20 protein-coding genes are annotated in these 18,477 nt (G+C 47.5%); 19 read left to right on the top strand and 1 reads right to left on the bottom strand.

Features of this window, described 5'->3' with window-relative positions:
- The first annotated feature begins 56 nt into the window (after positions 1 to 56).
- The 18 genes from trpE to MJQ52_RS00695 all read left to right on the top strand — a co-directional run bounded on the left by trpE (position 57) and on the right by MJQ52_RS00695 (position 17,103).
- Positions 57 to 1,604: an anthranilate synthase component I gene (gene trpE / locus MJQ52_RS00610; RefSeq protein WP_191073188.1), complete on the top strand. Its 1,548-nt coding sequence runs from the start codon at positions 57 to 59 to the stop codon at positions 1,602 to 1,604.
- A complete protein-coding gene (gene trpD, locus MJQ52_RS00615) occupies positions 1,576 to 2,592 on the top strand; it encodes an anthranilate phosphoribosyltransferase (protein ID WP_191073187.1) in 1,017 nt (338 codons plus the stop codon). The genes trpE and trpD overlap by 29 nt, the downstream gene beginning before the upstream one ends.
- Entirely contained in the window at positions 2,585 to 3,337 is a 753-nt protein-coding gene (gene trpC, locus MJQ52_RS00620) for an indole-3-glycerol phosphate synthase TrpC (protein WP_172614785.1), read from the top strand. The genes trpD and trpC overlap by 8 nt, the downstream gene beginning before the upstream one ends.
- 4 nt (positions 3,338 to 3,341) lie before the next feature.
- Positions 3,342 to 3,995 (top strand): phosphoribosylanthranilate isomerase, encoded by a 654-nt coding sequence (locus MJQ52_RS00625; protein WP_191073186.1) that lies wholly within the window; start codon positions 3,342 to 3,344, stop codon positions 3,993 to 3,995.
- Positions 3,976 to 5,178: a tryptophan synthase subunit beta gene (trpB, locus tag MJQ52_RS00630; RefSeq protein ID WP_070082033.1), complete on the top strand. Its 1,203-nt coding sequence runs from the start codon at positions 3,976 to 3,978 to the stop codon at positions 5,176 to 5,178. Before MJQ52_RS00625 ends, trpB begins: the two co-directional genes overlap by 20 nt.
- A complete protein-coding gene (gene trpA, locus MJQ52_RS00635; RefSeq protein ID WP_007612229.1) occupies positions 5,171 to 5,968 on the top strand; it encodes a tryptophan synthase subunit alpha in 798 nt (265 codons plus the stop codon). Before trpB ends, trpA begins: the two co-directional genes overlap by 8 nt.
- A gap of 11 nt (positions 5,969 to 5,979) precedes the next feature.
- The gene (gene hisC, locus MJQ52_RS00640; protein WP_191073185.1) at positions 5,980 to 7,062 is read left to right on the top strand and encodes a histidinol-phosphate transaminase; all 1,083 of its coding nucleotides are present in this window, start codon (positions 5,980 to 5,982) and stop codon (positions 7,060 to 7,062) included.
- Between the two features lie 51 nt (positions 7,063 to 7,113).
- Positions 7,114 to 8,229, top strand: coding sequence for a prephenate dehydrogenase (locus MJQ52_RS00645; RefSeq protein ID WP_071392574.1), 1,116 nt, complete (start codon positions 7,114 to 7,116; stop codon positions 8,227 to 8,229).
- 11 nt (positions 8,230 to 8,240) lie between these two features.
- On the top strand, positions 8,241 to 9,527 hold the full coding sequence (aroA, locus tag MJQ52_RS00650) for a 3-phosphoshikimate 1-carboxyvinyltransferase (RefSeq protein WP_265210105.1): 1,287 nt from the start codon (positions 8,241 to 8,243) through the stop codon (positions 9,525 to 9,527).
- A 318-nt stretch (positions 9,528 to 9,845) separates the two neighbouring features.
- The gene (locus MJQ52_RS00655; protein ID WP_191073183.1) at positions 9,846 to 11,117 is read left to right on the top strand and encodes a tetratricopeptide repeat protein; all 1,272 of its coding nucleotides are present in this window, start codon (positions 9,846 to 9,848) and stop codon (positions 11,115 to 11,117) included.
- Positions 11,118 to 11,190: 73 nt separating this feature from the next.
- Entirely contained in the window at positions 11,191 to 11,730 is a 540-nt protein-coding gene (locus tag MJQ52_RS00660; protein WP_003153482.1) for a ReoY family proteolytic degradation factor, read from the top strand.
- A 54-nt stretch (positions 11,731 to 11,784) separates the two neighbouring features.
- Positions 11,785 to 12,231: a YpiF family protein gene (locus tag MJQ52_RS00665; protein ID WP_077722517.1), complete on the top strand. Its 447-nt coding sequence runs from the start codon at positions 11,785 to 11,787 to the stop codon at positions 12,229 to 12,231.
- Between the two features lie 137 nt (positions 12,232 to 12,368).
- Positions 12,369 to 12,872, top strand: a complete 504-nt coding sequence (locus tag MJQ52_RS00670; protein WP_003153484.1) for a ubiquinol-cytochrome c reductase iron-sulfur subunit — start codon at positions 12,369 to 12,371, stop codon at positions 12,870 to 12,872.
- Position 12,873: 1 nt separating this feature from the next.
- Positions 12,874 to 13,548: a menaquinol-cytochrome c reductase cytochrome b subunit gene (gene qcrB / locus MJQ52_RS00675; protein ID WP_003153485.1), complete on the top strand. Its 675-nt coding sequence runs from the start codon at positions 12,874 to 12,876 to the stop codon at positions 13,546 to 13,548.
- A gap of 31 nt (positions 13,549 to 13,579) precedes the next feature.
- A complete protein-coding gene (locus tag MJQ52_RS00680; RefSeq protein ID WP_003153486.1) occupies positions 13,580 to 14,347 on the top strand; it encodes a menaquinol-cytochrome c reductase cytochrome b/c subunit in 768 nt (255 codons plus the stop codon).
- 107 nt (positions 14,348 to 14,454) lie between these two features.
- A complete protein-coding gene (locus tag MJQ52_RS00685; RefSeq protein WP_172424425.1) occupies positions 14,455 to 15,048 on the top strand; it encodes a DUF1405 domain-containing protein in 594 nt (197 codons plus the stop codon).
- 67 nt (positions 15,049 to 15,115) lie between these two features.
- Positions 15,116 to 15,898 (top strand): sporulation protein YpjB, encoded by a 783-nt coding sequence (gene ypjB / locus MJQ52_RS00690; protein ID WP_017418030.1) that lies wholly within the window; start codon positions 15,116 to 15,118, stop codon positions 15,896 to 15,898.
- A gap of 29 nt (positions 15,899 to 15,927) precedes the next feature.
- A complete protein-coding gene (locus MJQ52_RS00695; protein WP_077722516.1) occupies positions 15,928 to 17,103 on the top strand; it encodes an oxalate decarboxylase family bicupin in 1,176 nt (391 codons plus the stop codon).
- Between the two features lie 23 nt (positions 17,104 to 17,126).
- Here MJQ52_RS00695 and MJQ52_RS00700 read toward each other — a convergent pair whose 3' ends face one another.
- Positions 17,127 to 17,999 (bottom strand): YitT family protein, encoded by an 873-nt coding sequence (locus MJQ52_RS00700; protein ID WP_003153493.1) that lies wholly within the window; start codon positions 17,997 to 17,999, stop codon positions 17,127 to 17,129.
- Positions 18,000 to 18,141: 142 nt separating this feature from the next.
- Between MJQ52_RS00700 and MJQ52_RS00705 the strand changes: the two genes are divergently transcribed.
- A complete protein-coding gene (locus MJQ52_RS00705) occupies positions 18,142 to 18,477 on the top strand; it encodes a nucleotide pyrophosphohydrolase (RefSeq protein WP_003153495.1) in 336 nt (111 codons plus the stop codon).

Consider the following 18,477-nt stretch of genomic DNA (forward strand, 5'->3'; position numbering starts at 1 on the left):
TACGCAAGACTCCTCTCACTCTTCATCTCATTCTCCTTACCGTAAGGAGGAGAATCATGAATTTACAATCGGATGTTTCTTTATTTTTAAAGGACAGTCTGACACACCGCACCATTCCAATCGCAGAGACTTTTACGGTCGACACGATCACACCCATTCAGATGGTTGAAAAACTGGACAGAAACATTACGTATCTTTTAGAAAGCAAGGATGAGTCGTCAAGCTGGTCGAGATACTCTTTTATCGGCCTTGATCCTTTTATCACGATTAAGGAGAGTCATCACACATTCACTGCCGCTGATCCAAACGGGCATACGCTGTTTGAAGCCGGAGAATTAAAAGCCGTGCTTGATTGGATGAATGAAAGCTTCCGCATTAAAACACCCGAGCTTGATATCCCGTTTTCGGGAGGGGCCGTCGGTTATCTGAGCTATGACATGATTCCTTTGATTGAGCCTTCCGTGCCGAGCCACGCGAAAGAAACAGATTTCGAAAAATGCATGCTGTTTGTCTGCCGGAAAATCATCGCGTACGATCACGAAACGAAACAAGTGCATTTCATTCAATATGCGGCGCTTAACGGCTGGGAGACGGAGGAAGAAAAGCGGGCCGTTTTTAAAGAAAATTGCGCGGAGCTTCGTAAGCTTATCGGTATTTTGACAGAACCGAAAGATATGAAAGAGCCGTTTTTTTCTAAAGAAACATTTGAAACGCCAAGTTTTGCCGATGTGACATCCAATTATACGAAAGAAGAGTTTATGGCCGGCGTCGATAAACTGAAAGAATATATAAAAGCCGGAGACATTTTTCAAGGGGTGCTTTCGCAAAAGTTTGACATTCCGGTATCCAGACATTCATTTGAGCTGTACAGGGTGCTCCGCATCATCAATCCTTCACCTTATATGTACTATATCAAACTGCCTGACAGAGACATTGTCGGGAGTTCGCCTGAACGTCTGATCCGCGTGGATGACAGACACCTGGAAATTCATCCGATTGCCGGAACGAGAAGAAGGGGCGCCGGAAAAGAAGAGGACGAACGCCTGAAAAAAGAGCTGATGAATGACGAAAAAGAGAAAGCTGAACATTATATGCTCGTCGATCTTGCGCGCAATGACATCGGCAGAGTTGCGGAGTACGGTTCCGTAGCCGTTCCGGAATTCACAAAGGTCGTTTCTTTTTCACATGTGATGCACATCATCTCTGTTGTAACCGGCCGTTTAAAACAGGGCGTCCATCCGGTTGATGCGCTGATGTCGGCATTCCCGGCAGGAACACTCTCGGGCGCTCCGAAAATCCGCGCGATGCAGCTTTTAAATGAATTAGAACCGACTTCCAGAGAAACCTACGGCGGATGTATCGCTTATATCGGATTTGACGGGTCAATTGATTCGTGTATCACCATCCGCACCATGAGTGTCAAAAACGGTACGGCGTCGGTGCAGGCAGGCGCTGGAATAGTCGCCGATTCCGTCCCGGAAGCCGAATATGAAGAGAGCTGCAACAAAGCGGGGGCGCTTCTAAAAACGATTCAAATCGCAGAAGACATCTTTTCTGGCGGGGAGGAGAAGACGGATGAACAAATTTCTGCAATCGTGCGTTAGTGGCCGCACGCTGAAAACCGGAGAAGCCGAAAAGCTGATGGAGATGATGATGAACGGGGACATGTCGCAGTCTGAGATCGGCGGGATTTTATCAGTATTAGCCCACCGGGGTGAAACGGCGGAGGAGCTTGCCGGATTTGTAAAAGTGATGCGGGCGCGGGCACAGACGGCGGGTGGCTTGGCGGATGTCGTTGATACGTGCGGAACAGGCGGAGACGGGATTTCTACGTTTAACATATCCACGGCAGCGGCGATTACAGCTTCTGCCGCCGGAGCTAAAGTTGCCAAGCACGGAAATCGCTCCGTTTCGTCTAAAAGCGGCAGCGCGGATGTGCTGGAAAAGCTGGGGGTTTCCATTCAAGCCACTCCAGAAAGCGTCAAACGCAGCATTGAAATGAAACAATTGGGGTTTTTGTTTGCGCCGCTGTTTCATTCGTCAATGAAGCACGTCGCCGCCGCAAGAAAAGAGCTTGGCTTCCGAACCGTATTTAATCTGCTGGGCCCGCTCAGCAACCCGCTGCAGGTGAAGCGGCAGGTGATCGGCGTCTATTCATTTGATAAAGCGCGCCTGATGGCAAGCGCTTTGGAACAATTTGATGTCAGACACGTCATGCTTGTGTCGGCGCGTGACGGATTAGATGAACTGTCCATCACAGCACCGACCGATATCATTGAACTGAAAAACGGTGAACGTCTGGAATATTCCGTTTCACCTGAACAATTCGGTTTTGCAGAAGGTTCATTGAAGGATATTCAAGTGAATTCATCGGAAGAAAGCGCGCTCCTCATTCAGAATATTTTTGCAAATAAAGCTCCGTTATCCGCTCTGCATATTACCGCCTTAAATGCGGGCGCGGCCATTTATACGGCAGGTCTTGCAAACGATCTGAAAGAAGGAACGAAAACAGCCTTAGAAGCGATTCAAAACGGAGATGCCAAAAAGCAGCTCGAACGTCTGAAACAGAAAGAGGAAGAAATGTATGCTTGACCAAATCATTCAGCAGAAAAAAGAAGAAATCAAATCCATCTTGCTGCCGGAAACCTGTCAAATTGAACGGAGATCCTTTAAAGAAGCGCTCCTGAACCCGAACCGTTTTATCGGGCTGATTGCCGAAGTGAAAAAAGCTTCGCCGTCTAAAGGATTGATTAAAGAGCATTTTGTTCCGGAAACGATTGCGGCGGATTATGAAGCGGCTAAAGCCGACGCCCTTTCGGTTCTCACGGATACCCGTTTTTTTCAGGGGAGAAATCAATTTCTGACAGATGTGAAACAAACCGTGTCTCTCCCCGTGCTGAGAAAAGATTTTATTATTGATTCCCTTCAGGTGGAGGAATCGTTCAGGATCGGCGCCGATGCCATTTTGCTGATCGGGGAAGCGCTGGAACCTTCAGAGCTTTATGAGCTTTATCTGGAAGCCCGCGAGAAGGGCATGGACGTTCTCGTTGAAGTCCATGGTGAAACTGTGCTTGAACGGATTTTACAAGTGTTTCAGCCGGACATTCTCGGTATAAACAACCGGGACTTAAAAACGTTCCGTACTTCTGTTACGCAAACGGAAAAAATAGCGCAGCTTGTACCGGACGGCTGCCTGCTGGTCAGTGAAAGCGGCATCGGTTCTTTGGCTGACCTGCAATTCGTCAACAAGCACGGGGCGCAGGCTGTATTGGTCGGAGAATCCTTAATGAGAGAGGATTCACAGCAAAAGGCGATCCGCGGACTGTTCGGGGAGTGACGATATGAAAAAGCCTGAGTTAAAGTACTGCGGAATACGATCGAAGCGTGATTATGAACTTGCGGCAGCTTCAGAAGCGGATTATCTGGGATTTATTTTTGCCCCAAGCAAACGGAGAGTAACGCCGGATGAGGTCCGGAAATGGAAAGAGCAGGTCCGGACAGACAAGAAACATGTCGGAGTATTTGTAAATGAAACGATAGAAAACATCGGGCAAATCGCCTCTGATCTGGCACTTGACGTCATCCAGCTTCACGGTGATGAATCGCCTGAGGATGCCCTCCGTCTCCGTCCGCTTGTGAGCTCGGAAATATGGAAAGCGCTCCATCACGGGGAAGGGACGGTCCGTCAGATGGCTCAATTTGCACCTGCTGTCGACGGCTATGTCATTGATTCTTCAGTGACAGGAATGAGAGGCGGGACGGGAATCGCGTTTTCATGGGCCCGTGTCCCCTTGTACCGAAAGCAGGCTCAAAATGCAAGCAAGCGCTGTTTTATTGCGGGCGGTGTTAATCCTGAGACGATTACCGGCTTACTGAGATCGCGTCCGGGCGGTATAGATCTTGCCAGCGGAATTGAAAAAAACGGACACAAGGATCAAACACTGATCCGGCTTTTAGAAGAAAGGATGAACCACTATGTATCCATATCCAAATGAAATCGGAAGATACGGCGAATTCGGCGGCAAATTTGTCCCTGAAACATTGATGCGGCCCCTTGAGGAAATCGAAACGGCTTTCACAGAATTAAAGAATGATCCCGTTTTTCATGCCGAATATAAAAAACTATTGTTTGATTACTCCGGAAGACCGACTGCATTAACGTTCGCAGACAGGGTGTCAGAGTATTTGGGAGGGGCGAAAATCTATCTGAAAAGAGAAGATTTAAACCATACCGGCTCTCATAAAATTAACAACGCGTTAGGCCAGATCCTGCTTGCTAAAAAGATGGGCAAAACGAAAATCATCGCCGAAACCGGCGCGGGACAGCACGGTGTGGCTGCGGCGACAGCCGCCGCAAAATTCGGTTTTAAATGTACGGTTTTTATGGGTGAAGAAGACGTTGCGCGCCAGTCGCTGAACGTATTCCGGATGAAACTGCTCGGCGCGGAAGTGGTGCCGGTCACAAGCGGCAACGGCACGCTGAAAGATGCGACGAATGAGGCAATCAGGTATTGGGTCCAGCATTGTGAAGATCATTTCTATCTTATCGGTTCTGTAGTGGGTCCGCACCCGTATCCGTATATCGTTCGCGAATTTCAGAAAATCATTGGCGAGGAAGCGAAAGAACAGCTCCGCCGGGTTGAAGGAACGCTCCCGGATAAGGTTGTTGCATGTGTCGGCGGCGGAAGCAATGCGATGGGCATATTTCAGGCCTTTTTAGAAGAAGACATTGAGCTGATCGGCGCCGAGGCGGCCGGAAAAGGGATTGATACGCCGCTGCATGCGGCAACGATCGCAAAAGGGACGCTCGGGGTGATTCACGGATCAATGACCTATTTAATACAAGATAAATACGGGCAGATTATCGAACCGTATTCCATTTCAGCAGGCCTTGATTACCCGGGGATCGGCCCTGAGCACGCCTATCTGCACAAAAGCGGCCGTGTAACGTACGAAAGCGTGACAGACGATGAAGCGATTGCCGCGTTGCGTCTGCTTTCTGAAACAGAAGGTATTCTTCCGGCTATTGAATCTGCCCACGCCCTGGCAAAAGCGTTCGAAATGGCAAAGGACATGGATAAAGACAAAATCATTCTCGTCAGTTTGTCGGGAAGAGGAGATAAAGATGTTCATACGCTGATGAATGTTTTGGAAAACGGGGTGGAGACACATGTTTAATCTGCGAGATTCTGAAAAATTGTTTATCCCTTTTATCACAGCGGGCGATCCGCTTCCTGACATTTCTGTTGAACTGGCAATATCATTACAGAATGCAGGCGCTTCTGCCCTTGAAATCGGCGTTCCTTACACAGATCCGCTTGCGGACGGACCCGTCATACAACGGGCTTCAAAACGGGCTCTGGAAAACGGAATGAATATCGTAAAAGCCATTGAACTTGGCGGCAAAATGAAAAAAAACGGCGTTCATATTCCAATTATCCTCTTTACGTATTATAATCCTGTGTTACAATTAGAAAAAGAATACTTTTTCGCTTTACTGCGGGAAAACGACATAGACGGCCTGCTTGTACCCGACCTTCCATTAGAGGAAAGCGCCCTTTTGCAAATGACATGCAAAAAGGAGAACATCGCTTATATCTCGCTGGTTGCGCCGACAAGTGAAGACCGTTTGAAAATAATTACTGAACAGGCCTGCGGCTTTGTGTATTGTGTATCCTCTTTAGGAGTGACGGGCGTACGCAGCGAATTCGATCCGTCTGTATACTCTTTCATCCGTAAGGTGAAAGAATTCAGCTCTGTTCCGGTGGCGGTCGGTTTTGGCATTTCAAACCGCAAACAGGTTGACGGGATGAATGAAATATCTGACGGTGTCGTTGTCGGCAGCGCGCTTGTCAAAAAAGTTGAAGAGCTTAAAACAAAGCTTGTGAATCCCGGCACAAGAGCTGATGCGCTTCTTGAATTTGAAGAATACGCGAAGACGTTCGGACGACTGTACAGTGTAAAATGAGGTGACTGGATTTGCAGATTAAAGAACAGCTGCGGCAACTGAAACCGTATCAGCCGGGCAAACCAATAGAAGAAGTGAAAATGGAATACGGGCTTGAAAAAGTAGTAAAACTCGCTTCTAACGAAAATCCGTTCGGCTGTTCACAGGCCGCAAAAGATGCGCTGCATCAGGAGATTGAGCAGCTTGCGCTGTATCCCGACGGTTACAGTGCCGCTTTGAGAACGCGGCTCAGTGAGCATCTGCAGGTCAGTGAATCTTCGATCATTTTCGGCAACGGCTCTGATGAGCTAGTGCAGATTATCTGCCGTTCTTTATTAAATGATCAGGCAAACACGATTACCGCCGCCCCGACTTTCCCGCAATACAGACACAATGCGGTGATTGAAGGCGCTGAGGTGCGCGAGGTGCCGCTCCGCAGTGACGGCGCTCATGATTTGGACCGGATGCTGGAAGCAATTGACGGCGAGACGAAAGTCATATGGGTATGCAACCCCAATAATCCGACGGGGACATATACTTCTGAGCAAGAGCTAATTGCCTTTTTAAACAGAGTTCCCGAGCATATACTCGTTGTACTTGATGAAGCGTACTACGAGTATGTTACGGCGGACGATTACCCTGAAAGCATTCCGCTTTTAAAGCAATATCCGAATGTCATGATCCTCCGCACCTTCTCTAAAGCGTACGGACTTGCCGCGCTGCGCGTCGGATACGGCATTGCGGAGGAAGCGCTGATCCGCCAGATTGAACCGGCGAGAGAGCCGTTCAATACGAGCAGAATCGGTCAGGCTTCGGCACTGGCAGCGCTTGACGACCAGACATTTATTCAGGAATGCGTCGAGAAAAATAAAGCCGGCCTTAAGCAGTATTATGATTTTGCGGAAACTCACGGATTAACTTGTTATCCTTCACAAACCAACTTTGTGCTCATTGATTTTAACCGTCCGGCGGATGAACTGTTCCAAGCTCTGTTGGAAAAAGGATATATCGTCCGCTCAGGACAGGCGCTCGGATTTCCGACAGCGTTAAGGATTACGGTCGGTACGAAAGAGCAGAATGAGGAAATTCTCACAATTTTAGCTGAAATATTATAAGAGGTGATCAAGCATCACCTCTTTGCTCTATTAAAATAGTTGAAAAAGGAAATGAGTGAAATGAAGGATACTATATTGCTTGCGGGGATCGGGCTGATCGGCGGATCGATCGCACTGGCCATCAAAAAGGAGCATCCGCATAAACGGATTATCGGTGTGGATATTTCGGAAGAACAGCTCACTGCCGCGCTGAAGCTCGGAATTATTGACGAGCGGGCCGGCTCATTGACGGAAGGGGCGCAGCAAGCGTCTGTTGTCATTATCGCCACGCCTGTCGCCCAAACGCTGAAAATGCTCGATATGCTGGCCGCATCAGACATCACCCATGAACTCCTGATTACGGATGTGGGCAGCACGAAACAGAAAGTCGTCAGCTACGCCGACAAAGTGCTTCCGGCTCATTATCAATTTGTCGGCGGCCATCCGATGGCGGGGTCTCATAAATCCGGGGCCGCTGCCGCCAAAGAATTTTTATTCGAAAATGCGTTTTACATTTTAACACCCGGAAAATCAACTTCTAAAGAGTCAGTAACGCATCTGAAGGAACTCTTGAAAGCGGCAAACGCCCACTTTGTGGAGATGACTCCCGAGGAGCATGACGGCGTAACGAGCGTTATCAGCCATTTCCCTCATATCGTTGCTGCAAGCCTCGTCCATCAGGCTCATCATTCTGAAGAAGATTATCCGTTTTTGAAGCGTTTCGCAGCCGGCGGTTTTCGGGACATCACCAGAATCGCCTCAAGCAGTCCGGCGATGTGGAGGGACATACTTCTTCATAACAAAGATAAACTGCTTGACCGCTTCAAAGAATGGAAACGGGAGATTGACACGATCGAATCTTATGTAGAAAATGAAGATGCGGACAGCCTGTTCGGATATTTTAAAAAAGCGAAAGATTATCGCGACGGTCTGCCGCTCCGTCAAAAAGGAGCGATCCCGTCCTTTTATGACCTTTATGTCGATGTTCCTGATCATCCGGGGGTCATTTCGGAAATTACGGCGATACTGGCAGAAGAAAAAATCAGTATCACCAACATCCGCATTATCGAAACAAGAGAAGATATTAACGGAATTCTCAGAATCAGTTTCCAGACTGATGATGACCGGAAGCGCGCGGAAACCTGCATTCAATCCCGCGCCAAATATGACACATTTTACGCTGACTGAGGTGGAAAACATTGAAAAGAGAAAAAGTGACGTCTTTAAACGGTGAAATTCATATTCCGGGGGATAAATCCATCTCCCACCGTTCTGTTATGTTCGGAGCGCTTGCGGAAGGAACGACAACGGTAAAAAACTTTTTGCCCGGAGCCGATTGTCTGAGCACCATTGCCTGCTTCAGAAAAATGGGTGTCTCCATTGAACAAAACGGAAGTGATGTAACGATATACGGAAAGGGCATTGACGCACTTTGTGAGCCTGACAGCCTTCTTGATGTCGGAAATTCCGGCACGACCATCCGGCTGATGCTCGGCATTTTAGCCGGACGCCCATTTCACAGTACGGTAGCGGGCGACGAAAGTATCGCAAAGCGCCCGATGAAGAGGGTGACGGAGCCTTTAAAACAGATGGGAGCCGCGATTGACGGAAGAGCGGACGGAGGGTTTACACCTTTATCCGTAAGAGGCGGACAATTGAAAGGCATTGATTACGTCTCCCCTGTTGCAAGCGCGCAGATCAAATCTGCCGTGCTGCTTGCCGGATTGCAGGCTGAAGGGAAGACGACCGTCACTGAGCCTCATAAATCAAGAGACCATACGGAACGGATGCTGAACGCTTTTGGCGCCGAGCTTGCGGAAACGGAGACGAGCGCTTCCGTAACGGGCGGTCAGAAGCTTCGGGGAGCCGATATTTTCGTGCCCGGCGATATTTCTTCAGCGGCCTTTTTCCTCGCGGCAGGCGCTGTCGTTCCCGGAAGCCGGATTGTGCTGAAAAACGTCGGCCTGAACCCGACACGCACGGGGATGATTGATGTCTTAAAGCAAATGGGGGCTTCACTTGAAGTGATTCCTTCAGAAGCGGACAGCGCAGAGCCTTACGGAGACCTGGTTATTGAAACCTCAGCTCTGAAAGCGGCAGAAATCGGCGGAGAAATCATTCCCCGTTTAATTGACGAGATCCCGATTATCGCCCTTTTGGCAACGCAGGCTGAAGGCACAACTGTCATTAAAGACGCTGCGGAGCTGAAGGTGAAGGAAACGAACCGGATCGACACCGTCGTATCAGAGCTCCGGAAAATCGGCGCAGACATTGAACCGACTGAAGACGGCATGAAAATACACGGCAAAAAAACGCTTGCGGGCGGAGCCGATGTGTCAAGCCACGGCGACCACCGCATCGGCATGATGCTCGGTATCGCTTCATGCCTGACAGAAGAGCCGATCGACATCCGTGATACAGAGGCGATCCATGTCTCATATCCGACATTCTTTGAGCATTTAGATCAATTAGCCAAAAAAGCCTGAAGACTGTTCTTCGGGCTTTTTTCTTCATGTGTCATAAAATCTTGGGCTTTGACATAGCTTGTCTTAAACAGAAAACTAAAAGAAAGGGGGAATGCGTTTTCGTTACAGAAACAGCCGGAACAAATTGCGCTGTTTGCGTATAAAGATGCCGTCCCCTTTTTTGCCGTTTTCCTCTTAACCATTTTCTGATAAACTATAATGCCGGGTGAAGCATCTTATTTGCGGGCAGGCCCTGTCTGAATTATGATAAGAATAACCCGAATAAAAACCCTTTTCATTTGGTTGATGAGGTATAGGAAAAGAAAGGACCGGTCTGATTTGAATACATTGATTCAAGAAGCCATAAAATTAGTTGAAGCAGGTGAAACCGAAAAGGGACTCAAAGCGCTTTCAAAAGCTGAAACAGAGCTTCATGACGAAGACAAAGCCATTGCAGCCCAGCTCTACTATGAATGGGGAAACGCCGAAAAAGCGTTAGCGCTGATCAGTGATCTGCATGACCTCTATCCGGATGAGGCTGAGCTGACGAATTTTTACGCCGAATTGTTAATAGATATTGATGAAGAAGAAAAAGCTCTTGAGGTGCTGGAGACGATTTCTCCGGAAGACCCGTCTTACGCGGAAAGCCTTCTTTTAATGGCTGATCTGTATCAGATGCAGGGCTTATTTGAAGTAAGTGAGCAAAAGCTGTTACAGGCGAAAGCGATGTTACAAGATGAACCTGTTATTGATTTCGCTCTGGGGGAATTATACTTCACTCAGGGATCATACGCAAAAGCCGTTCCTTACTATGAAGAGACGGCAAAAGAACGGCACGAAATCGGCGGCGTAAATGTTCATCAGAGGCTGGCTGAGTCATTGAGCGCGGCGGGTGAATTTGAGGAAGCGATTTCATGGTATGAAAAAGCGGCGGCAGAACATACAGAACCGAATACGATTTTCGGGTACGGGTTCACAGCCTATCAGGCGGGAATGGTCAAAACAGCCATCAAGCAGCTGTCTGATTTAAAAGGGCTTGATCCTTCCTATTCATCGCTTTATATGCCGCTTGCAAAAAGCTACGAGGCAGAAGGCATGTATGAAGATGCATTAAAAACCGCTAAAGAAGGTATTACTTACGATGAATACAATAAAGAGCTTTTTCTCTATGCGGCGAAAATGGCGTTAAAGCTCGGCAGCGAAGAGGAAGGCAAAAAGCTTCTTCAGGAAGCGCTGGCGCTCGATCCGGGTTACGTGGAAGCGCTCCATACGCTTTTAGCCGTCTATCATAAAGAAGAAAGCTTTGAAGAGATTATTGATCTGATTCAGGAAGTCCGCGGCTACGGAGAAGAAGATCCGAAATACAATTGGTATTTGGCGGGGGCCTATACAGGCCTTGAACAATACGCTGAAGCGAAAAAAAGCTTCGAAGCTGCGTATCTCCATTATCAGGATGATCGGGATTTCTTATATGAATACGCTCACTTCTTATTGGAAGAGGGTCTCCAGAAAGAAGCGCTGCCGCTTTTAAAACAAGTGCTTTCAATGGATGGAACAAACGAAGAGCTTGAAGAAACAATCTTACGGATAGAGGATGAATTTTTAAGATAAGCAGGATTTTGGACCATGCTTGCTGAATGTATAAGTGATGTCAGATTATACGATCGATAGAGGAGGGAATTACATGCAGACCCCTGTTTCTGTCAATGAAAAAAAGGATTTTATCCGTTGGTTTTTAAATCATTATCAGCTTAAACGCCGGGAGTGCGTCTGGATTTTAAATTATTTAATGAGTCATGATTCATTAATGGAAAAAGTCCATTTTGTAGAACAAGCCGAATTTTGCCCGAGAGGCATTATCATGTCTACTCATTGCGTTGATGAGGTGCCGTTTAGGTTTTACAAAGAAAATGTCATGACTACGGACGCGGAAAAATCTTTTCACGACATCCGGTTAAATAAACAGCAGGATTTATTTATCCAGCTGAATTTCCGTTCGGCCTACAGCTCACCGGAATATGCCGCTGTTCTTGAATCAAATCCGCATCTGCCGAAAGACCTGTTTGAAAATAAACAGGATCAGGGGATGGCTGAAAAAATATTAGAACATGCCATTTCCACTTTCCAGCGGGAAAAGCTGCTTAAAGATATCGACGAGGCGCTGGACCGCCACGACAAAGAAACATTTGAAAAGCTTTCCCGCCAATTGAATCAGCTCACATAAATGACAGCCTTGCAGAATATGCAAGGCTTGTTGCGTAAAGAGGAGGAACGAGACATGAGATGGAAGGCCGCTGATGCCGATGCCTATTTACAATCTGCGGATTACATTGATACCGCTGTCATTCCGTTAATTTCCATAACGTCTTCAGGAGGCTTAAAAGAGGCCGTTGAACAGGGGGAAAGCACCCAATTGCTTTCTGAAGAGCTTGAGCGCCAATTGAAGGGACGGGTATATTTATTCCCCTCTTATACATATGTTGATATAGACCAATCACAAATCGCCCTGCTTCAAAAACTCAAAGAAGAGGTGATGACCAACTTCCGGCACGCCTTGTTCCTGACGGCAGACGAAAAATGGAAGGATTCTGAAATAGGGTCTGATGTCATATACATACCTGCCGTCCCGTTTGAACATATGAAAGACTCTTTAAAGAGAAAAATTGCGGATGACAAGTGCGGAGAAATTTTGAACGTTTTGTTACAGAAGTGGAACAATTCTTAAAAACTCCAGGCATCCCGCAAAACACCCGTTTTGCCTCTGTTGACCTTGCTGAAAGATTCATATATTATGAGGGTGTCAAATCTCAGAATTATTTTCTATTTTAGTTAATTTTTGGTCAATCTTTAGGGGGGGAAGAAATGGGCGGAAAACAAGATATATCAAGAAGACAATTTTTAAACTATGCGCTCACCGGCGTGGGGGGATTTATGGCCGCCAGTGCGCTTATGCCTATGGTCCGTTTTGCGCTGGACCCGGTATTAAAACCGACGGGAGATCAAAAAATGGTGCAGGTTGTCAGTGTGGATGAGCTGACGAAGGAGCCGAAGCGGTTTGACTTTAAAATTCATCAAGTCGACGCCTGGTACGAATCGGAAGAATCCAGATCAGCCTGGGTTTACAAGCATGGGGATGAAATTATAGCGCTTTCTCCGATCTGCAAGCATTTAGGCTGCACCGTAAACTGGAACAATGATCCTAAAAATCCGAACAAATTCTTTTGTCCCTGCCATTACGGTCTGTATGAAAAAGACGGCACGAACGTTCCGGGCACGCCGCCGCTCGCGCCTCTTGACCGTTATGAGCAAAAAGTAAAGGACGGCTTTTTGTATCTTGGAAAAGCAAAGCCTAGGGGGGAAGGGTGACATGCTGAATAAAATTTATGACTGGGTGGATGAACGTCTCGATATTACGCCGATGTGGCGGGATATCGCCGACCATGAAGTGCCGGAACATGTAAATCCCGCTCACCATTTCTCGGCTTTTGTCTATTGTTTCGGCGGTTTGACGTTTTTTGTAACCGTTATCCAAGTGCTCTCCGGGATGTTTTTAACGATGTATTATGTGCCGGATATAAAAAACGCGTGGGAATCTGTGTATTATTTGCAGAATGAAGTCGCTTTCGGGCAGATTGTAAGGGGTATGCACCATTGGGGCGCAAGTTTAGTCATCGTGATGATGTTTTTACATACGCTGCGGGTTTTCTTTCAGGGAGCTTATAAAAAGCCTCGGGAATTGAACTGGATCGTCGGTGTTCTGATCTTTTTTGTGATGCTCGGTCTCGGTTTTACAGGGTATCTGCTTCCGTGGGATATGAAGGCGCTGTTTGCGACAAAGGTAGGTCTTCAGATTGCGGAGGCGACGCCATTGATCGGAGCGCAGGTGAAAACTCTTCTTGCTGGCCACCACGATATTGTCGGCGCCCAAACGCTGACGAGATTTTTTGCGATTCACGTATTTTTTCTCCCTGCCGCTTTGTTTGCGCTCATGGGCGCCCACTTTGTCATGATCCGCAAGCAGGGAATTTCAGGACCGCTATAATACAAATCTGATATAAAAGGGAGGGGATGACATGCACCGGGGGAAAGGAATGAAGTTTGTAGGAGATTCAAGGATACCGGCTGAAAAAAAACCGAATATACCGAAAGACTATTCAGAGTATCCTGGAAAGACAGAGGCGTTTTGGCCGAACTTCCTGCTGAAAGAATGGATGGTCGGAGCCGTTTTCCTCGTCGGATTTCTCGTTTTAACGATTGTGCACGAGCCGCCTTTAGAACGGGTGGCGGACCCGACGGATACAGGGTATATTCCGCTGCCGGATTGGTATTTTCTATTTTTATACCAGCTTTTAAAATATGAATATGCCGCAGGGAGCTACACCGTTATCGGAGCGATGATTATACCGGGGCTTGCCTTCGGGTCGCTGCTTTTGGCTCCGTTTCTCGACAGGGGGTCTGAAAGAAGGCCGTGGAAGCGTCCGGTTGCCGTCGGGATGATGCTTTTGGCGCTTTGCGCTACGGTCTTTTTAACGTGGCAGTCAGTCGCGACACATGACTGGGCGAAGGCGGAGGAGCAAGGGAAAATTAAAAAAGAAGCCGCCATTGATACTGAATCAGACGGTTATAAGGTATTTAAAGAACAAGGCTGTATTTCCTGTCACGGGGATAATCTTCAAGGGGGAGGCGCCGGTCCGTCCCTGGTCGATAACGGGCTGAGCCCGGAAGAAATTAAAAAAATCGCCGTCAAAGGGAAAGGGCAGATGCCAGCCGGTATTTTTAAAGGGAATGACAAACAGCTTGATCAGCTGGCGAAGTTCATTTCTGAAACGACAGCGAAATAACGTATTGTGAAGTAGACAACAGCAGGATATACTTTTATGAAAAGAGCTGACCGGATGTCAGCTTTTTTTGCATGATACATACTTTTTACGGACTGAGAGTTGATGGTATGAGGTGGATTTCTTATCTTTTAGGGTTGCGCGGCATGCTTCTGCTTGTTCTTGCCGTTAATTTTATCGGTACGGTGTACGGCTATTATTGGTATGTGCCGCAGCTTGCGGACACGCCGTTCCGATTTCTGATATTTGTGCCTGACAGCCCGACGGCGACGTTTTTCTTCCTGTTTGTGCTTCTGGCATTTCTCATGGGAAGAAACGCGCCGCTGTTTGAAGCGCTGGCTCTTGTAACCCTTGTAAAATACGGGCTGTGGGCGGTCGGAATGAATATCTTTGTGCTGGTCAAAATGGGGCAGATGCCTTGGGAAGGGTACATGCTGATTGCTTCACATTTTGCCATGGCCGTTCAAGGCGTTTTATACAGCCCGTATTTTCGGTTCCGGTTATGGCATCTTGCCGTTGCCGCTGTTTGGACGCTTCATAATGATGTCATTGATTATCTTTTCGGCATGATGCCCCGCTACTCAATGCTCAATGACTATATGCAAGAGATCGGGTATGCTACATTCTGGCTGAGCATATTTTCACTCGGCCTTGCATACTATTTGGTGATTTCCAAAAGACGGATAAAGCTTGACTTACACTGATAGAATCTTGGTCTAACCTTGTCCCGCTCCTCATATTCTGTAAAGAGAAGGAGTGGGAGGGACCTCTATGAAACGAAAGCTGACGATCTGTCTTTTACTTGCTCTTATGTGTTTCATCACAACTGCCAAAGCTGAAGATGAGGGCGGTCTCAAGGAACTGAACGACCTTTCGGATACCGTTTTCCAAATGACGCGGCATTCGCAGTATGATGAGGCTCTGCAAGTGCTTGGCTACTTTAAGAAAAAAATGACACACGTAAACTCACTGAGCGGCGCCGAAGTCAGGCAGGTGACTCTGGGCTTTAATGATTTAGTGCGCGTCCTGAAACAGGCAGACGCCTCAGATACCGAAAAAATCCGGGCAGCCGCCCAGTTCAGGTTGGTAATGGATGCGATGGAAGACCACTCCGATCCGCTGTGGGGTTCGCTTGAACGACCGATTATGGCGACATTCAGCGCCTTAAAAGAAGATGTCAGCGGAAACGGAAGTGAAAATTTCAATGAAAAGTGGAATGAATTTATATCATTATATGATTTAATTTATCCCAGCCTGACAATGGATGTGTCGGCCGGCCAGCTTGATACGGTGGCGAAACATATCGAGGTGATTGAGCAGGAAGGGTTTCAGCAGATGACAAAAGGAACAAAGCTTGAGCGTCTGACGCTCCTGCAGCAGGATTTAAAGCGGGTTTTTGACAAGGTGGAGCGGGATGACGCTGACCCTTCGCTGCTCTGGGTCATTCTGACAACAGGCGGTATCATTATTACTGCGCTGACATATGTCGGCTACCGAAAATACAGAGCGGAAAAAAAGAAAGAGAAAAAGCGTGAGTATCCTAAGTCTAAATAAACACAAATTGCTGTAAAGGAGCTAAGCCAGTGAAAAAACTCATCCAGCAATTGGCTTCAAAACACCTCCCGCAGCCGATCAGAGGCAGAAAAGGGGCGACTGACGAAGGACCGCGAAACCTCGCGCGTGACTTCCAGAATCCTGACATGCTCGTTCCGCCTTCAACGGATGCAGGAACGGTTCAAAACTTGAAATTCTCATTTTCTGATACGCATATGAGGCTTGAAGACGGCGGATGGTCCAGAGAGGTGACGGTCAGGGAACTGCCGGTATCCAAAAACATCGCGGCGGTGAACATGAGACTGAAACCGGGAGCTGTGCGGGAGCTTCATTGGCATAAAGAAGCCGAATGGGGATATGTGATTAACGGAGGAGTACGTTTAACTGCGGTCGATCAAAATGGGCGGAATTTTATTGATAACGTAAGTGAAGGGAACCTGTGGTATTTTCCTTCCGGCATTCCTCATTCCATTCAAGGATTAGAGCAGGGAAGTGAGTTTTTGCTCGTCTTTGATGACGGCTCTTTTTCAGAAAACAGCACCTTTTCAGTAACGGACTGGTTTGCCCATACCCCGCGAAGCGTGCTGGAGGCGAACTTCGGTGTTCCGGGTTATGAGCTGGCTTACATTCACAAGAAAGAGCGTTACATGTTCCAGCTGGAACCGCCTCCCCCTATTGAGCGGGCAGCAGTTTCTTCCCCGGAAGGCCCCGTTTTGGAGCCGTTCAGCTACAAGCTTTCCCGGCAGGAGCCTCTTGTTACCGGCGGGGGAAGAGTAAAGATTGTCGATTCAAAAACGTTTAAGGTGTCAAAAACGATTGCCGCAGCTCTTGTGGAGGTCGAACCCGGAGGCATGAGAGAATTGCATTGGCATCCCAATACGGACGAGTGGCAGTATTATCTTTCAGGAGAAGCGAAAATGACGGTGTTTGCGGCGGAGGGAAGAGCGCGGACATTTAACTATCAAGCGGGTGACGTAGGATATGTTCCTTTTGCAATGGGACATTATGTTCAGAATACCGGTGACACCGTGCTTCGCTTTCTGGAAATCTTCAAAAGCGACCGTTTCGAAGATGTCTCCTTAAACCAATGGCTGGCACTGACGCCGCAGCGCTTCGTCGAGCAGACGCTCAATGTCAGTCCGGCATTCGCCCGCCGATTGAAAAAGAAAAAATCACCGGTTGTCAAATGGAAACACGAACAGTAAAGGCGGCAAAAGCCGCCTTTTTATTATCGTCTGATCGGATTTTTATTTTCATCAAGCGTAAATCCTTCGCCGAGCACATCATGGACGTCGCTTACTGCAACAAAGGCGTGCGGGTCAACGGAAGTGATGACGCTTTTCAAAAGCACAATTTCGTTTTTTGGAACGACGCAGTAAAGAACGTCCCTGTCTTCTTTTGTATATGATCCCTGTCCTTTTAAAACGGTGACGCCGCGCTCCATCTCTTCAATGATTTTTTGCTGGATCAAATCGTTTTTCGAAGAAATAATCGTTGCCCCTTTTGCGGCATAGCCGCCTTCCTGTATAAAATCAATCAATCTCGCAGCGACAAAAACGGCTACAAGCGTGTACATCGCTTCCTTGTAAGAAAGATACGTAAACAAAGAAAGCAGAATGACACAGGCGTCAAAGGCAAACATCGTCCGGCCCATCGGGATTCCGAAAAATTTGTTGATCAGCCTGGCGATGATATCGACCCCGCCCGTCGTGCCGCCGTATTTAAAAATAATGCCGAGACCCGCGCCGATAAAAACACCGGCGAACAAGGCGGCCAGCGCTAAATCATGCGACAGCGGCATATGAATTTCGTAGCGCTGAAAAACACTCAGAAAAACGGAAAGAGAGACGGTGCCGATCAGGGTATAGACAAACATCGTCCGGCCGAGCATACGCCAGCCGATGAAAAAGATAGGAATGTTTAATACCAGGTTGGAAATAGAAGGGCTGATGTGGAATAACGCATATAAAAGCAGCGTAATGCCGGTAAATCCGCCTTCCGCCAAATTGTTCTGCATATTAAAGTGAACCAGTCCGAATGAAAAAACAGCGGCGCCGATTAAAATAAAGCAAATGTTTTTGATTCTGATTTCTCCAAGCATTGCATCAAACCCCTTTTCCTTCCATAAGATTGCGTAAATATTATAGTGGATACAAAAGAAAACAGCAAACTGCCGTTTTTAACATTTGTCAAATGTACTTGAATTAGCTAACATGGAAGAGATGACAGGAGGTATTCGCACAGTGAGTGACAAAACGATGAAAGACTTACAAGCTGAGGTCGATGAATATATCGGCCAATTCAAAGAAGGCTATTTCAGCCCGCTTGCCATGATGGCCCGTCTCACGGAAGAACTGGGCGAACTTGCAAGAGAAGTCAACCATTATTATGGAGAAAAGCCGAAGAAAACGACGGAAAATGAGAAAAGCATGGAAGAGGAAATGGGCGATGTGCTGTTCGTCCTGATCTGCCTCGCCAACTCCCTTGATATTTCATTGGAAGAAGCTCATAACCGCGTCATGCATAAATTTAATACACGTGATAAAGACCGCTGGACTAGAAAAGAAGAAGGAAAGTAG

Origin of the sequence: Bacillus sp. jun7, from assembly GCF_051034795.1 — a bacterium.
GTDB classification, from domain to species: domain Bacteria; phylum Bacillota; class Bacilli; order Bacillales; family Bacillaceae; genus Bacillus; species Bacillus velezensis.

Bases quoted from the DNA above. Each gene is read 5' to 3' on its own strand.
- MJQ52_RS00680 (WP_003153486.1), top strand. From the start codon at position 13,580: ATGCACCGGGGGAAAGGAATGAAGTTTGTAGGAGATTCAAGGATACCG.
- trpE (WP_191073188.1), top strand. From the start codon at position 57: ATGAATTTACAATCGGATGTTTCTTTATTTTTAAAGGACAGTCTGACA.
- trpD (WP_191073187.1), top strand. From the start codon at position 1,576: ATGAACAAATTTCTGCAATCGTGCGTTAGTGGCCGCACGCTGAAAACC.
- qcrB (WP_003153485.1), top strand. From the start codon at position 12,874: ATGCTGAATAAAATTTATGACTGGGTGGATGAACGTCTCGATATTACG.
- MJQ52_RS00625 (WP_191073186.1), top strand. From the start codon at position 3,342: ATGAAAAAGCCTGAGTTAAAGTACTGCGGAATACGATCGAAGCGTGAT.
- ypjB (WP_017418030.1), top strand. From the start codon at position 15,116: ATGAAACGAAAGCTGACGATCTGTCTTTTACTTGCTCTTATGTGTTTC.
- MJQ52_RS00670 (WP_003153484.1), top strand. From the start codon at position 12,369: ATGGGCGGAAAACAAGATATATCAAGAAGACAATTTTTAAACTATGCG.
- MJQ52_RS00665 (WP_077722517.1), top strand. From the start codon at position 11,785: ATGAGATGGAAGGCCGCTGATGCCGATGCCTATTTACAATCTGCGGAT.
- trpB (WP_070082033.1), top strand. From the start codon at position 3,976: ATGTATCCATATCCAAATGAAATCGGAAGATACGGCGAATTCGGCGGC.
- trpA (WP_007612229.1), top strand. From the start codon at position 5,171: ATGTTTAATCTGCGAGATTCTGAAAAATTGTTTATCCCTTTTATCACA.
- MJQ52_RS00660 (WP_003153482.1), top strand. From the start codon at position 11,191: ATGCAGACCCCTGTTTCTGTCAATGAAAAAAAGGATTTTATCCGTTGG.
- trpC (WP_172614785.1), top strand. From the start codon at position 2,585: ATGCTTGACCAAATCATTCAGCAGAAAAAAGAAGAAATCAAATCCATC.
- MJQ52_RS00700 (WP_003153493.1), bottom strand. From the start codon at position 17,999: ATGCTTGGAGAAATCAGAATCAAAAACATTTGCTTTATTTTAATCGGC.
- MJQ52_RS00645 (WP_071392574.1), top strand. From the start codon at position 7,114: ATGAGTGAAATGAAGGATACTATATTGCTTGCGGGGATCGGGCTGATC.
- MJQ52_RS00685 (WP_172424425.1), top strand. From the start codon at position 14,455: ATGAGGTGGATTTCTTATCTTTTAGGGTTGCGCGGCATGCTTCTGCTT.